Source organism: Acinetobacter sp. ATCC 27244 (genome assembly GCF_000156555.1).
Lineage (GTDB): Bacteria > Pseudomonadota > Gammaproteobacteria > Pseudomonadales > Moraxellaceae > Acinetobacter > Acinetobacter haemolyticus.
The window spans coordinates 396,158-411,625 of record NZ_GG665949.1 but is presented as its reverse complement, the minus strand read 5'-3'; the positions used below and the strand labels follow the sequence as shown (position 1 = coordinate 411,625).

General features: G+C 39.2%; 12 protein-coding genes. 6 read left to right on the top strand and 6 right to left on the bottom strand.

Features of this window, described 5'->3' with window-relative positions; genetic code table 11:
* Positions 1-53: 53 nt before the first annotated feature.
* Positions 54-1,469, bottom strand: coding sequence for a Si-specific NAD(P)(+) transhydrogenase (gene sthA / locus HMPREF0023_RS01830; protein ID WP_004638598.1), 1,416 nt, complete (start codon positions 1,467-1,469; stop codon positions 54-56).
* 189 nt (positions 1,470-1,658) lie between these two features.
* Here sthA and lipA point away from each other — a divergent pair, with 189 nt between their 5' ends.
* Both lipA and HMPREF0023_RS01820 read left to right on the top strand, forming a co-directional pair.
* Complete coding sequence (lipA, locus tag HMPREF0023_RS01825; RefSeq protein WP_008941011.1) at positions 1,659-2,672, top strand: lipoyl synthase; 1,014 nt, start codon at positions 1,659-1,661, stop codon at positions 2,670-2,672.
* A 360-nt stretch (positions 2,673-3,032) separates the two neighbouring features.
* A complete protein-coding gene (locus HMPREF0023_RS01820; protein WP_008941010.1) occupies positions 3,033-4,739 on the top strand; it encodes a DUF4394 domain-containing protein in 1,707 nt (568 codons plus the stop codon).
* Positions 4,740-4,802: 63 nt separating this feature from the next.
* Here the strand turns inward: HMPREF0023_RS01820 and HMPREF0023_RS01815 are convergent, their stop codons facing one another.
* Positions 4,803-5,909: a beta-ketoacyl-ACP synthase III gene (locus HMPREF0023_RS01815; protein WP_004638594.1), complete on the bottom strand. Its 1,107-nt coding sequence runs from the start codon at positions 5,907-5,909 to the stop codon at positions 4,803-4,805.
* Between the two features lie 46 nt (positions 5,910-5,955).
* Positions 5,956-9,810 (bottom strand): ATP-dependent RNA helicase HrpA, encoded by a 3,855-nt coding sequence (gene hrpA / locus HMPREF0023_RS01810; RefSeq protein ID WP_008941009.1) that lies wholly within the window; start codon positions 9,808-9,810, stop codon positions 5,956-5,958.
* Positions 9,811-10,331: 521 nt separating this feature from the next.
* On the opposite strand from hrpA, the gene ahpC reads away from it, so the two are divergent.
* Both ahpC and HMPREF0023_RS16110 read left to right on the top strand, forming a co-directional pair.
* Positions 10,332-10,895: an alkyl hydroperoxide reductase subunit C gene (gene ahpC / locus HMPREF0023_RS01805; protein WP_005090931.1), complete on the top strand. Its 564-nt coding sequence runs from the start codon at positions 10,332-10,334 to the stop codon at positions 10,893-10,895.
* A gap of 219 nt (positions 10,896-11,114) precedes the next feature.
* Positions 11,115-11,330, top strand: a complete 216-nt coding sequence (locus HMPREF0023_RS16110; RefSeq protein WP_008941008.1) for a KTSC domain-containing protein — start codon at positions 11,115-11,117, stop codon at positions 11,328-11,330.
* A 55-nt stretch (positions 11,331-11,385) separates the two neighbouring features.
* Here HMPREF0023_RS16110 and HMPREF0023_RS01800 read toward each other — a convergent pair whose 3' ends face one another.
* Positions 11,386-12,564 (bottom strand): alkane 1-monooxygenase, encoded by a 1,179-nt coding sequence (locus tag HMPREF0023_RS01800; protein ID WP_004638589.1) that lies wholly within the window; start codon positions 12,562-12,564, stop codon positions 11,386-11,388.
* A 119-nt stretch (positions 12,565-12,683) separates the two neighbouring features.
* Between HMPREF0023_RS01800 and HMPREF0023_RS01795 the strand changes: the two genes are divergently transcribed.
* Positions 12,684-13,703: an AraC family transcriptional regulator gene (locus HMPREF0023_RS01795; protein WP_008941007.1), complete on the top strand. Its 1,020-nt coding sequence runs from the start codon at positions 12,684-12,686 to the stop codon at positions 13,701-13,703.
* Between the two features lie 3 nt (positions 13,704-13,706).
* Here the strand turns inward: HMPREF0023_RS01795 and HMPREF0023_RS01790 are convergent, their stop codons facing one another.
* Both HMPREF0023_RS01790 and HMPREF0023_RS01785 read right to left on the bottom strand, forming a co-directional pair.
* Complete coding sequence (locus tag HMPREF0023_RS01790; protein ID WP_004638587.1) at positions 13,707-14,294, bottom strand: O-methyltransferase; 588 nt, start codon at positions 14,292-14,294, stop codon at positions 13,707-13,709.
* A gap of 44 nt (positions 14,295-14,338) precedes the next feature.
* Positions 14,339-14,557: a DUF1653 domain-containing protein gene (locus HMPREF0023_RS01785; RefSeq protein WP_005090946.1), complete on the bottom strand. Its 219-nt coding sequence runs from the start codon at positions 14,555-14,557 to the stop codon at positions 14,339-14,341.
* A 232-nt stretch (positions 14,558-14,789) separates the two neighbouring features.
* Between HMPREF0023_RS01785 and HMPREF0023_RS01780 the strand changes: the two genes are divergently transcribed.
* Positions 14,790-15,468, top strand: a 679-nt coding sequence (locus HMPREF0023_RS01780) for a thioredoxin family protein (RefSeq protein ID WP_008941005.1), incomplete at its 3' end; no start/stop codon positions are given.

The window sequence follows — 15,468 nt, the reverse complement described above, 5'->3', positions numbered from 1 at the left end:
AAATGCCAATCAACTTGATTGGCATTTTTATAATATCAGACAATATCCTTCGCTTAGAATAAACGATTGATACCGTTTAAGGCGGCCACACGATAAGCTTCTGCCATCGTTGGATAGTTAAAAGTTGTTTCAACAAAATACTTCAAGGTATTGTTTGGACTATGCATCACCACCTGACCAATGTGAATAATCTCAGCAGCATTGTTCCCGAAACAGTGAATACCTAACACTTCTAAGGTATCACGATGGAATAGTATCTTTAATTCCCCCACCGTATCCCCTGTAATTTGTGCACGAGCCAAATGACGGAAAGACGCTTGTCCAACTTCGTATGGGATTCTTTCTTCAGTCAGTTCCTGTTCAGTTTTACCAATCGAGGAAATTTCTGGAATGGTGTAAATGCCAGTCGGTACATCTTTAATTGGTTTGACATTTTTCTCGCCAACCATATTAGCACCTGCACAACGCCCTTGGTCATATGCTGCCGATGCGAGTGACGGCCAACCGATTACATCACCTGCTGCAAAAATATTTTCCACTTCAGTTTGATATTGATCATTTACCATTAATTGACCACGGCTATTCGGTACTAAGCCAACATTTTCTAAGCCTAGACCATCCGTGTTGCCCGAACGCCCATTACACCACAAGATTGCATCTGCTTTGATTTTCTTACCACTGAGCAAGTGTAAAACCACATGATCATCAAAAGTTTCTAAACGATCAATTTGCTCATTGTGACGAATCAATACACCTTGTTCACGTAAGTGATATGACAATGCATCTGCGATCTCATCATCCAAGTAACTGAGTAACTTTTGTTGTGTGTTAATCAAATCAACCTTATGGTCTAGCCCAATAAAAATAGAGGCGTATTCACAACCAATTACCCCCGCACCATAAATGATAATTTTTTGGATCGTATAATCAAGATCTAAAATCTTATCTGAATCAAAGACACGTGGATGATTGAAGTCTAGACCTTGCGGTTGGTATGGACGACTACCAGTAGCAATCACGATCTGCTTACAAATGATGGTGTCTTTAATACCATCCTGACCAAAAATTAAAACCGTATTTTTATCTTGGATATATGCACGACCATGAAAAACTTCAATTTTATTACGATCGTAAAAACGGGTATGTGTATCTACTTGTTGTTGAATGACTTTGTGCGCATTTCGTAATACCTGTTTCATCGTGAACTGTTTCCACTCACCTACTTTTTGAAACATCGGATCACGCTGATAACGGATAATACTTGAAACAGTTTGTCGTAATGCTTTACTTGGAATCGTACCTACATGTGCACAGTTACCACCAAGTTGATCACGAACATCAACAATTGCTACACGTCTACCTGCTTTAGCTAGCTTCATTGCCGCGCCTTCACCAGCTGGGCCAGAACCGAGAATTACTGCATCATATTTGACAATATTCCCACCAACGACCTCTTTCTTACGTGGCATTAAAAGCTCCTTTGATTTCTCGCTGCGTATTTCTAAATATATGATAACTAATATGCGTTGAATTGATATATTTCTCAATCGTATATTTTATATATAGACATTTTTAAAATGAATACCTAATTCGTCCTATCCCGCAGCAAATTTGACTATAATAACAAGAGATTTGAAATCAAAGGTTGTAGAAAAGATATGTCTGAACACCGTAAACCTGAACAGGGTCAAAAACTTCGTGGCGCAGAAAAAGTCGCAAGAATTCCTGTAAAAGTTATCCCTACGGTTGAAGTGCCTCGCAAGCCAGACTGGATTCGCGTCAAAATGACAGCCCCAGACGAAGTTCAGCGCATCAAAACAACGCTACGTTCGCAAAAACTTCATACCGTCTGCGAAGAAGCAGCCTGCCCTAATCTACCAGAGTGTTTTGGTGGCGGTACTGCGACATTTATGATTATGGGTGATATTTGTACTCGCCGTTGTCCATTCTGTGACGTCGCACATGGTCGCCCAAATGCACTTGATCCTGATGAACCACGCCATATGGCAGAGACGATTTCCAATCTTGGTTTAAAATATGCCGTAATTACATCGGTGGATCGTGATGATCTGCTAGATGGTGGTGCTCAACACTTTGTTGATTGTATCAAAGAAGCTCGCGCTTTGAGTCCGAAAACTTTATTGGAAATTCTAGTTCCTGATTTCCGTGGTCGTATGGATATTGCCTTACGTATCATGACTGAATGCCCACCTGATGTTTTCAATCACAATATTGAAACTGTTCCGCGTTTATATAAAGCAATGCGTCCAGGTTCAGACTATCAACATTCTTTAAATCTTTTGAAAATGTTTAAAGAATACTGCCCTGATATACCGACTAAATGTGGTTTGATGGTTGGTATTGGTGAGACAGAAGAAGAAGTGATTGCATTGCTTGATGATCTTCGTGCTCACGATGTTGATTACGTAACCATTGGTCAATATCTACAACCATCTAAGCAACATGCACCAATCGACCGCTTTGTCACACCAGAAGAATTCGAACGTTATGCAGAACATGGTCGTAAACTCGGTTTCAGAAATATCTGGTCTGCACCAATGGTTCGTTCAAGCTACTTTGCTGATCGCCAATATCATGGTGAGCCTGTACCAGCAGTACGCCGCAAAGTGGATCCTGCTAAAAAGATTGCAGTACAAACTGTAGAAGCCTAGTCCTAACTCAATAATTTAGTTAAAGAGAGAATATTATATTCTCTCTTTTTTTACAATATGCTTCGACCAAACCATGTCACAACTTAAGCCTTTCTGATCAACCGTGAATTCGGCGTGAAGAATTACAACTCAAAACTCTACTACAAAAAATCACTTAAAAACGTAAATTTACTTTGAATACTCACACTTATATCCTGATTAAGGTTGATAAAAACTATTTGAACTCACAATGAAAAAATAGAGGTTTCAATCTTTATTTATAACTCGTCACAAAATCATTAGAAGTTCTCGTTTTATACATGATACGGAATAAGACCAACAACTTCTTACCAAAAAAAGTATTAATCAGGATATGAAAAAATGAATAGAAAAACTTTATCACTAAGTACAGCAATCCTAGGTAGCGCATTTCTTTTAGGGTGTAACAGTGATTCTAATAATGATTCTAAGCCCTCAGCTACCAATACGGGCGATGTACTGATTTTAACGTCCAATGGAATGATCAGCTCAATTAACCGTGATCAACCTGAAAAACTAGTATCCAATCTTAAAATTACAGGCTTACAAGCAGATGAACAACTCATCGGTATTGATCATCGCCCCAAAGACGGCAAACTTTATGCTGTTGGCACTATGGGCAATATTTACACACTAAATCCTCAAACGGGTCGAGTTACATGGGTAAGTAAATTAGTTGCAGACCCAAGTGATACAACAGATGGCAATGCACCTTACAGCAAAATAACGGGTAATCCTGATTTAATGACTGTGAATTTCAATCCAGCAGCAGACCGTCTAAGAGTAATTGGCAATGATGGGCAAAATTTACGAATCAATGTAGATACAGGCGCAACGATTACCGATGGCAATATCAGCTCAGGAACTGGCTCAGTTTCGATTATCGCTGCCGCATATACCAACGCAATGGCTGGTACGGGTTCTACACGATTATTTAGTATTGATCAAAACACTGATCGTATCTATCTACAAAACGCCAATGCAGGTACTTTGGGTAGCTCAGCAATGCTCGCTTCTGGTGTTAATATTTCTGGTGGCGGTGGTTTTGATATTGATCCTATTAATAATGTTGGCTATGCAGCCCTCAAAGCTGCTGGAACCTATCAACTTCATCACTTAAATCTTGCAACTGTAGGTTCTGACAATGCCGCTGTTGTAGAAAGTAAAAACTTACCAAATCTGTTTCAAACTGCAGGAATCCGTGGTTTAGCACTTGAAAGTGCCAAAGATACTGGCGCTCATGCATTTGGCCTGAGTGCGAATAATCAACTACTGCACTTTATGGTAAATAGTCCAAATACAGTCAAACAAACTAATATCACAGGCTTGAAGGTTGGAGAAAAAATTGTCGGTATAGATTTCAGATTCAAAACAATGACCGATAAATCAGGCATGCTTTATGGATTAAGTGATCAATCAAATCTATACACTATCAATATGCAAACAGGTATGGCAACACTTCAAACTTCATTGAAAGCTGCAATGGGTGATGATAATCCATTCACTACACTGCTAGGTACCAATTTTGCCGTTGACTTTAACCCAGCAGCAGACCGATTACGTGTTATTAGCAATACTGGACAAAGCTTACGTATCAATGTTGACACTGGTGACACCATTACCGATGGTGAACTCAATGGAATCGAAGATGCTGTTGTAACCGCAACCGCTTACACTAATAGCTTCCAAACGCCGATCGCTATGATTGGTACAGAATTATTTAACCTAGATCAAGGCAACCAACTGTTAGTTAAACAAAGTCCACCAAATGATGGCGTACTCAATTCAATTGGTGCTTTAGGCATTAACTTAGGGTTAGATAATGGCTTTGATATTGCGGGTGGTGATAACGGTTTTGCCTTAGCAACTGTCTCAGGAATGACAGGACCATCTGTTTTATATCGGATTGATTTAAATAGTGATACAACGATTACGACACCAAGGGCTAGACTTGCTATTAATGTAGACGGCACACCAAATCTAGCTGCCTCAACGATTGGTAGCAGCACGACCCCTCAACTGATAGATCTCGCGATTATGTTGAAGTAAATACCCATGCTTAAATAAAAAACACCGCATTTTCAAATGCGGTGTTTTTTTAACTTATAAAATTTATGCGATATGTTTTTGCACAATAATCGAACCGACAGAATAACCAGCGCCGAACGAAGAGATCACAGCATATTCACCATCATTCACTTGCTCGCCTGTACGATGCATGGCAATAATTACGCCAGCAGAAGAGGTATTGGCAAACTCGTCTAAAATAATTGGTGCACGCTCTAAATCCGCCTCTTTACCAACGACGAGTTTTAAGATCAACTCGTTCATATTGGCATTGGCTTGGTGTAACCAAAAACGCTTGACCTGCTCAGGTGTTAATTGAAGTTTTTCCAATTGCGCGGTAATGATTTTCGCAACAAGTGGGCACACTTCTTTAAATACTTTACGGCCATCTTGACGGAACAACTTATCATCAACAACCGCATCTTCACTACGGTTTAAGAAACCAAAATTATTGCGGATATTATTTGAGAATTGAGTAAACAAATGGATATCTAAGATTTCGTAACCTGATTTTGTTTCAGTTTCTTCAATAATTGAAGCTGTCGCAACATCACCAAAGATAAAGTGTGCGTCACGCGTACGATAATCTAAATGACCTGATGTAATCTCAACATTGAGTAGTAAAACACGACGAGCGCCACATTTCACTGCATCATAGGCCTGCTTTAAACCAAATGTCGCTGCTGAACAAGCCACATTCATGTCATACGCATAACCTTTAATACCTAATGCTGATTGGATTTCAATGGCAACGGCTGGATATGCGCGTTGCATATTTGAGCATGCCAAAATCACAACATCAATATCTTCAGCAGTAACCCCTGCATTTTCCATCGCTTGTTTTGCAGCTATTACCCCCCACTCCGCTTGAAGTGAAAGCTCATCATTACTACGCTCTTGCAAACGAGGACGCAAACGTTTTGGATCAAGAATACCCGATTTTTCAACCACATAACGACGCTTAATCCCTGAAGCTTTTTCAATAAACTCAGGGCTAGAGCCGCGTAGCTCTTCTAACTCACCTGCTGCAATTTTATCAGCATTGTCTTGATTGTACTGTTCTACATAAGCATTTAAACTTTCAACCAACTCTTCATTGGAAATAGATTCGGTTGGGTGGAACAAACCTGTACCTGTTATACGGATGCCCATGTAAAACTCCTGTAAAGAATGGTTCTAACTTTCATTGTCGCTCAGTTTAACCGATTGCTAATCGATCCCATAGTTTTTGTAATCTAGTTGGTGAAATTGGCATCTTTGTTTTCATCGGTTGAGAAAACAAAGAAATTCTCAATTCCTCTAACATCAAATACATTTCTTTGATTTTAGGATCATTTTTGAATTTAAATACTTTGTCCATCCATGGATCGACATCATCAATTGCCGCAAGGTCACGTTGTAGATTATTTGGCAAACGGTCTAAACGCAATAGCAATGCTTTTAAATAACGCGGATATTCCTGCCAAAGATCAACAGGGCGAGTATAGACGAAGTCCACCAAAGACATTAAATCAAGTTGATCCTCTATATCATCTATACTTCGACCAAAGATACTTTGATCAAGTACTAACAACTCACGGCGAATCCTCTGCCATTGGGTAAAGATTTCAGTCATATCATTTAAAACTTTTTGACCATTCGCCAAAAAATGCTTTTTGGTTTCAATTAAAAGTTGCTGAAACTCATCCGCATGCTTAGGAAGCCCTTGAATCGAGACTTGCAGCGTGGCATAAACCAGCATCTGCTCTAGTTTTGCACGGTCACCTAAAGGTGAATAGGCCAAAGCCAAAGGTTTGGAAATCTGCTTTTTCAATTGACGAATTAAATCACCTAACTGCAAATGTACGAGGCGAATCACACCCTCACGATGTTGTTTAATTGCTTCACTTTGATCATTAAAAGTTTGAACCACGACACCAGAATCATCTTTAGCATCAAGTTCAGCAAATACTTTGGTTGGAACCAAAGCTTGATACTGCTGTACCACGACACCTGTCACTTTTTGTGATGCTTCAAATACAAAACTCTCAGGAAAACTTTGGAATTCCCCCTGTTGTTGCTTCACTGGACGATGGGTTTCAATACGACAACGTGCTTTCAGCTCTTCTAAATCGCGACCTTGCGCGATTAATTTACCTTTTTCATCCAACACCTTGATAAAAGGCACTAGATATTGATCAATTTTTTCAAAAGAAAAGTCTTTTTCAGTGATTTGCTCACCACGTAAAGCAAATGCCAAATAACTAAATAAGTGCTCTCTTAAATGTACAGCGTCAATCCCCTGTAACAGTTTTTTTGCAGTATCAGGTATAGGGACTAAATTACGGCGCTTATCTTTTGGCAATGCTTTTAACAAGGCTTCAATTAAACTTTGTCTCCAACCAGGAATCCCCCACGACCACTGCTTTTCATCCACTTGTGCTAAAGCCTGTACTGGGATTTTAATGGTTGCACCATCTTCATCATGACTAGGATCAAAACGATAGCTCGCAGCCAAACGCAATTGACCATTATGTAAATAATCTGGAAATTGCTGCGTGGTTGGACGATCATTCATCCACAATGCGTCATCATCAACAAATAAGAAACGCGGATGATCTGGCTCTACAGTTGCACGCCAGTCTTCAAAACTACGACGGCTCGCAATTTCCTTAGGAACTTTCTCGGCATAAAATTGATAAATGGTTTCTTCATCCACCACCAAGTCACGACGACGTAATTTATCCTCAACACGCTCAACTTCTTCTAGCTTTAGCAAGTTATGTTTTAAAAACGGCGGTGTAATACCTAAATTGCCTGTGGTCAGCGCATCACGTAAAAAGATTTCATGTGCCGCGGGTTGATCCACTTTCTCAAAATTAATCATTCGTTTCGGTTCAATGATTAAACCGAATAATGAAATCTGTGCATAAGCATTTACTATGCCCGCCTTTTTCGACCAATGAGGCTCAAAATAGTGATATTTCAAGAGATCACGCGCCGCCAACAATATCCATTCTGGATCAATCTTTGCCAATGTCCGCAAATAAACCTGAGAAGTCTCCACCATTTCAAAGGCCATGACCCAAGCGGTATTGGTTTTATGTAAGGTACTGGCTGGAAAAACTTTGGCTTTCTGCTGACGCACTGCCATAAAGGTATTACGCTCATCCGTTTTATTGGCAATAAAAGAAAGTAAACCCGTTAATAAAGCTCGATGTAAATTTTCATAATTCGCGCCTTTTTCATTAAAACTAAGTTTTAAGCCTTCAGCCAACTCGACCAATTGGTGATGGGTTTGTTTCCATTCTCGTAAACGTAACCAGCTCAAGAAATGCTGACGGGCAAATTGACGACGCTTGTTCTCTGATTGAGTATCAGGACTGGTTTGTAAGGTATTCCACAGTTTTAAATAAAATAAAAAGTCTGAATCCGCTTCTTTGAACAATGCATGTTTTTGATCAGCCTGCATTTGTTTGTCCGCAGGACGTTCACGCGGATCTTGAATCGCTAATGCACTGACGATAATCAAGGTTTCTTTGAGCACACCAAAGTGCGCGCCACCAATAATCATACGTGCTAAACGCGGATCAATCGGCATACGTGCCATCATTTGACCGACTTTAGTCAGTTCATTTTTACGTTCATTCAACGCACCCAGCTCAATAAGTAACTTACGACCATCATTCACCAAACGGAAATCTGGCGGTTCAATGAAGTCAAAATCCTCTAAGTTACCCAAGCCGAGGCTTTGCATCTGTAAAATAACAGAAGCTAAATTGGTCCGTTTAATTTCAGGTTCTGTAAATTCTGGACGGCTTAAAAAGTCTTCCTCGCTGTATAGGCGAATACATACACCTGCAGCAATACGACCGCAACGCCCTTTACGCTGATTGGCTGCCGCTTGTGAAATCGCTTCAATCGGTAAACGTTGTACCCGCGAACGATAGTTATAACGTGAAATACGGGCAAAACCACTATCAATCACATAGCGAATATTTGGAACAGTCAACGCTGTTTCTGCAACGTTGGTGGCAATAATAATACGTCGCCCTTTCCCGCTTGGACGGAAAATCTTTTGCTGCTCTGCCAGGGCTAAACGCGCATATAAAGGCAGAACTTCGGTATGACGGGGACCAAACTTCTGTAAGGTTTCCTGTAATTCACGAATTTCTTGCTCGGTACTGGCAAAGATCAGGATATCCGCATATTCTGGATGACCTTTTGCTTCGGCATCAGCAAAACATTCTTCGACTGCTTGAACGACGGCTCTAGGCAGATTCTCTTCAAAGTCATCAAACTCATCATCATCACTACCAATAATGCTGAGTTCCGAGATCGGACGATAACGGACTTCTACTGGAAAGCTACGTCCTTCAACCTCAAAAATCGGTGCATCATTAAAGTATTGACTAAAACGATTTACATCCAAGGTTGCGGAGGTAACGATTACTTTTAAATCTGGGCGCTTTGGTAAAAGCTGCTTGAGATAACCCATGATAAAGTCAATATTGAGTGAGCGTTCATGCGCTTCATCAATAATGATGGTATCGTATTTTGATAAAAATCGGTCATTGGTCAGTTCTGCTAACAGAATACCATCTGTCATCAAGCGAACAATTGAGTCTTGCGAACCTTGCTCATTAAAGCGAATCTTAAAACCAATCGACTCACCCAATTTTTCGCCCACTTCTTCAGCAATACGCTGAGAAACACTACGTGCAGCCAAACGACGCGGTTGGGTATGACCAATCATGCCCGTAAGCCCACGACCTGCTAGCATTGCAATTTGAGGAAGTTGCGTGGTTTTACCTGAACCCGTTTCACCCGCGACAATGATCACTTGATGCTTCTGAATTGCTTCAATTAAACGGTCTGCATACTGGGTAACAGGTAAATCTTGATTGAGCTTGATCTTCGGGAGTCGAGCTAAACGTTGTTTAACTTTATGATTAGACTGTTCAAAGAGCTTTTCTATTTCTGCTGTTTCTGTTTTCTTATCTTTGCGCAGTCGATTTAAACGGTGACGGTCACGTGCCATAACCAATTGATCTACATTTAAATGACTCTGCACTGAACAGCTTTCCTGAAAAACAAAATAGTCGACTATTTTACGCTTTAAAGCCCTGCTATGCAAAGAAACCGCATCAATCAACGCAATCGATGTAGTTGTTATTATGGTTCAGATAAAAGATTAATTGTACCGAAGCCCGTATCAAGCCCTAAATGTTCATACTTTGCTATTACTCATTTGAGTATTAAATCGCTATATACACAGTAACTGGGCTCAAAGCCTAAATTTTAGGCTAGGAATTAAACAATTTTATATTTTTTTCAATTCTACCCTTGAATTTTGGTATCAGAAACTGCATGTTGTCTAACACATTAATTTTAACTGTCCTGTCATCTTGACGTCATGTTGTTGGAGTCAAATCAGGATAAATTTGGGGAAAAATATGGACTTAAATCGAATCATTCGTTTTTCCGATTTTAGTCATGTAAAAATACTATTTCCCCAATAATGAAAAATTATTTATTCTACATCTCGTAAACAAGTTCCTAGTTTAAAGATAAACCTCAATCATGGAGACAATGATGAGCTTAATTAATACTGAAGTTAAACCATTTAAAGCGACTGCATACCATCACGGTCAATTTGTTGAAGTTACAGAAGCAGACCTTAAAGGTAAATGGTCTGTAGTATTCTTCTATCCAGCTGACTTTACTTTTGTTTGCCCAACTGAATTAGAAGATTTAGCTGACAACTATGCAGAGTTCCAAAAACTAGGTGTTGAAATTTACGGTGTTTCTACTGACACTCACTTCACGCACAAAGCATGGCACGATACTTCTGAAGCAATCAAAAAAATCCAATACCCATTAATCGGCGATCCAACTTGGACTCTTTCTAAAAACTTTGACGTTTTAATCGAGTCTGCTGGTCTTGCTGATCGTGGTACATTCGTTATCGATCCAGAAGGTAAAATCCAAATCGTTGAAATCAACGCTGGTGGTATTGGCCGTGATGCAAACGAATTACTTCGTAAAGTAAAAGCTGCTCAATACGTTCACTCTCACCCAGGTGAAGTTTGCCCAGCTAAATGGAAAGAAGGTGAAGCAACTCTTGCTCCATCTATCGACTTAGTTGGTAAAATCTAATTCATTAGATTCATCTAATCGGTCTGGAACCACCCTTATGGGTGGTTTCTTTTTTACTCGATGACATTATCAATTTATTAACAATTCTTATACTTATATCTTCATTGCAATCTTCATTTATCAATTGTCAGGTTGCGAGACTTAGAGTAGTGTCAAATTATGAAATAAAAGGTTTTTTATATATGTAACAAATGATCAAAATTGTATGGGGGCTAATAGATGGAAAAAACTGTTATTGTAACCTCTTGGAAATATGATGTTTCTACACGGTATTTGAAAATTTTTTATAACAATGGCTCTGGCGAGCTTTATCATCCTGTCCCTGAATTTATCTATAATAATTTACTCCGCTCTACAGACAAAACCGCATTTGTGCATAAATACCTCGAATTTGATCTTCACTTTAAACGACTATGTATTTCCGCTTCGTCATAGCAAATCAGCCCAATAGGGCTGACTCATAAATAAAGATATTTTATTTTGCTTCAAGCTACTCAGCGTATTTTGCGAACACTTTTTCTTTTGCTTCAGGATAGATATTGATCCGATTAAGATCACCTTTGTAATGTGCCACCACTCGATCATCCATGATTTTTGACCACCAAGCGGGGACAAAAGCAGGTAAAATCATCGCGCCATAACCTGCTGGTAGTTGTGGTGCATCTTCAAAATGTCGTAAGGTTTGAAAACTACGTGCAGGATTGGCATGGTGGTCAGAATGACGTTGCAACTGATACAAAAATAAATTAGTCACCACATTATTATTATTCCAACTATGCTCTGGCAAGGTACGTTCGTATTGACCATTGTCTTTCTTTTCACGTTTTAAACCATAGTGCTCAATGTAATTAACGGATTCAAATAGTGTGACCGCATATGTAGCTTGAGTAACTTGAAAAGCTATTGAACGCACACCAAACTTGCTCAACATTGCTGCATGATAAATTGCAGACATTGCCCAACCATGAATTAATTCATTTTCTTTGCTAAAGAATGGTAGTTTTTTTCGCTCTAAGCGATTTTTTTCTATTTCAATGGCAGACTTAAAACTACCAATAACTGTTCTTGGCAAGAATTTCCAGAAGCTCTCACCAAATTGTGAAGATGCAGGATCTTCAGGTGTCGCAACACGACGATGATGTCCATAAGGATGCTCGATACGGAAATGATTATACCCTGATGGTACCAATGCTAAATGTGATAAATAATGCTCTAACTTTCCACTTTTATGACTGAGTTCATGTGCGGTATTGATCGCAACACCATTGACCATCCCCACCAAAGTACCCAATAGGATTTGATCAGCGATTGGCGTATTTTTTCGACTTGCGAGATAAGCACCATAGATATTTGTTGCGTATTGCAAAGGAATATAAAGCTTCACAATACGTGCATAATAGGGATCAGCTTCTAGATCTGCAATCGCATCCACTGGCGGATTTTCAGTATCTTCTCCGATCAATTTATCTAGACTAGGAATCACACCATGCAAAAACAGTGGTCCAAATGAAGCAAAAAAGCGTTTGGTTTTTTTGGGACCAAATTGATAGCCTGCCAGGCCACTCATTGCAATTGCTGGTACAGCCAACCCCAATAACCACCAATGTCGTTTTTTGTCTCTAAATTTAATAGTCGCTTGCTCTATATCTAGCTGTGTATGCATATTCATTAGAAACTCCTTCCATCAAATATTGGTTTTCTTGCTTGAATTGTGTTCTTTTAAAGTGATCCTTTATTATCATTTTAAGACTTGCTATTATCATTTTAAGACTCTAGTGCTCAATTAAAATGCAACAACAACAAATTCCAGTCATTCCATCTCGTTACTATTTACGGCTAATTGATATCTTAATTCAAACAAATCAATATAATAATCAATTACTAACCGTATTTAGAGATCAAATTTCTGCATCTGATCTTTTGTCTATCCAACAAATTGAACAGTTCATCGAGCTTGGTTTAAGCCTCCCCAATACGGAAGATTTAGCATTTCAATTAGGCAAAAATATTAAACTGAGCTCTCATAGCTTAGTAGGCTATGCATTGATGACCAGCCCTCATCTGGAACATGCCTTACGACTGATTGCACAATATTTTAGGCTGATCATGCCAAGCTTTAAGTTATCTATTCAATATTTAACAGATCAGCAAAAAGTTGAATTATTGTTTGAACCGATCTTGCAAATGAATAAACAATGTCTTGCCTTCCATATCGAAGCAATTGCTGTTGCTTTTTACTACAGCTTATTAGAATTAGCGGGACAGCAATTGCAGCGCTATCAAGTTTATCTTAGCGTAGCCGAACCAAAATATAAAGAACAGTATGTACATTTAATAAAAGCGAACTTTCACTTTAACTATGCATGGGTTGCAGGTTTACGTGTGGTGATTGATCAACAACAACTTGCGCTACCATTACCTCTAGCAGATGCACACAGTTTGAAAGTGGTTGAACAACGTTGTCAGGAACAAATCCAAAAGATCTATCATCAAGGCGAAATTGTAGAGTGGGTAAGCATGATGCTACGTCAAGCCAATCAGATTCCGACATTAAAAGAATGTGCGAAAGTATTAAACATCTCGACTAAAACATTACAGCGTTATTTACAGCAGCATGGTGTTGAATTTCACCGTCTGAAACAAGAAATCAGCGTTGAACGTGCAATAGATTTACTTGAGAACTCAAGCTTTACCATTACTCATATTGCTTATGAATTAGGGTATTCCAATCCAGCTAATTTTACACGTGCGTTTAATAAGGTGATGGGATGTAGCCCTCAAAGCTACCGTTTGAATCTTAACAAATAATAATTATCGAGCAACCACTAAACATAGACCAGCACCCACAGGTAAAATGGTACTCATAAAGTTTTCGTCCTGTCGAATTAACTCAAGCATTGGCTTTACTTCAGCAGTATGAGAAATGACGTTATCGATGATTAAACTACTACCACAAGACTGCATTAAACGTTTTAAATCTTCCCAATAACTGACATAACTGCCGCGCTCAGCATCCAATAAGATGAAATCAAATGGTTCATTCGCTTCCGCCAAATAAACAGATGCATCCCCTACCCAAAAATCAATAAAATGCTCTAGACCAAACTCCTCAGCATATCTTTTTGCTTGGGCACTGCGAAATGCATTAATTTCTAAGGTCTGAACTTTAGCGCCGACAGCCTTTGCTGCTTCAGCTAACCATAGTGTTGAGTATCCAGTCGATGTGCCAATTTCCAAAATTCTTTTTGATTGTTGTGAACGCACCAACATGGCCAGCAACTTTGCAGATTCTGCTTCAATATTGCGATAACGTTTTAAACGATCAGACTGTCGAGCATCATGCTGTTTAAATTCGTCATACAAATCAGCAATACGTTGTAAAAATACTGTGCTAGTCATATTTAGACTCTCCCATGATGCCCAAAACTTAATGCTTAATGCAATTAAGTACTTTGTATTAACTTAAATCGTGGTAGGACCTGACCATCTTCAAGCTGAACAGTCTCTATGAACATGCTCAATGGACGTACCCACATTGAATAATCGCCATATAAACATTGATAAACGACTAGCTCTTCTTCCGTTTCACTATGTCGTGCCACATGAAAGACCTGATAAAGCTGTCCCTTATAATGCTGATAGATACCACGTTGTAATGTCATATGACTTACCTTCTAGTTATGCCATGAAATGATTGCAGTTATATAACAAGTTGAAGCACTTTCCTATTTGATCAGCTTTTAAATGATTAAAAAAACCATTATTGAATCTAAAATTCAAAAAACCGATCGAACTCATAAAAACATACTGTTTCCTCTATGCTGTACTTTTGCGTACTATAGCCCCATGAAATGATTTTAGCCGACTTGAACTGCTTAGAATTTGGAGATTTGCATGTTAGATCAAAATATTAAAACTCAATTAAAAGCTTATTTAGAACGTTTAGAAAGTCCAATCGAGTTGGTAGCTGCTTTAGATGATTCAGACAAAGCTGCAAAAGTAAAAGAACTCGTGACAGAAATTGCTGAACTCTCTGATCAGGTTACGGCGCGTTTTGACGGTTCAAACGCTCGCCGTCCGAGCTTTGGTGTTGCCAAAGCAGGTGAACAACCTCGTGTATTCTTTGCAGGTTTACCGATGGGACATGAGTTTACTTCTTTGATCTTGGCATTGTTACAAGTTTCAGGCTATGCACCTAAAGTTTCTGATGAGGTTTTAAATCAGATCAAAGGCTTAAATCTTAAAGCAAACTTTGATGTGTTTATTTCATTGAGCTGCCATAACTGTCCAGATGTAGTTCAAGCCTTGAACTTGATTGCTATTTATAACCCCAATACCACGACCACCATGATTGATGGTGCGTTCTTCCAAGATGAAGTGGAACAACGCAAAATCTTGGCTGTGCCAATGGTGTTCCAAGATGAGCAACATATCGGTCAAGGTCGCATGACTTTGGAAGAAATCATTGCCAAGTTAGATACTAACTCTGCGGAAAAAGATGCTGCGATGATCAATGCCAAAGATGCATTTGATGTCTTGGTAATTGGTGGTGGTCCTGCGGGTGCAACTGCTG

Excerpts from the sequence above, each read along its gene's own strand:
- sthA (WP_004638598.1), bottom strand. The coding sequence starts at position 1,469 with ATGCCACGTAAGAAAGAGGTCGTTGGTGGGAATATTGTCAAATATGAT.
- lipA (WP_008941011.1), top strand. The coding sequence starts at position 1,659 with ATGTCTGAACACCGTAAACCTGAACAGGGTCAAAAACTTCGTGGCGCA.
- HMPREF0023_RS01820 (WP_008941010.1), top strand. The coding sequence starts at position 3,033 with ATGAATAGAAAAACTTTATCACTAAGTACAGCAATCCTAGGTAGCGCA.
- HMPREF0023_RS01815 (WP_004638594.1), bottom strand. The coding sequence starts at position 5,909 with ATGGGCATCCGTATAACAGGTACAGGTTTGTTCCACCCAACCGAATCT.
- ahpC (WP_005090931.1), top strand. The coding sequence starts at position 10,332 with ATGAGCTTAATTAATACTGAAGTTAAACCATTTAAAGCGACTGCATAC.
- HMPREF0023_RS16110 (WP_008941008.1), top strand. The coding sequence starts at position 11,115 with ATGGAAAAAACTGTTATTGTAACCTCTTGGAAATATGATGTTTCTACA.
- HMPREF0023_RS01800 (WP_004638589.1), bottom strand. The coding sequence starts at position 12,564 with ATGAATATGCATACACAGCTAGATATAGAGCAAGCGACTATTAAATTT.
- HMPREF0023_RS01795 (WP_008941007.1), top strand. The coding sequence starts at position 12,684 with ATGCAACAACAACAAATTCCAGTCATTCCATCTCGTTACTATTTACGG.
- HMPREF0023_RS01790 (WP_004638587.1), bottom strand. The coding sequence starts at position 14,294 with ATGACTAGCACAGTATTTTTACAACGTATTGCTGATTTGTATGACGAA.
- HMPREF0023_RS01785 (WP_005090946.1), bottom strand. The coding sequence starts at position 14,557 with ATGACATTACAACGTGGTATCTATCAGCATTATAAGGGACAGCTTTAT.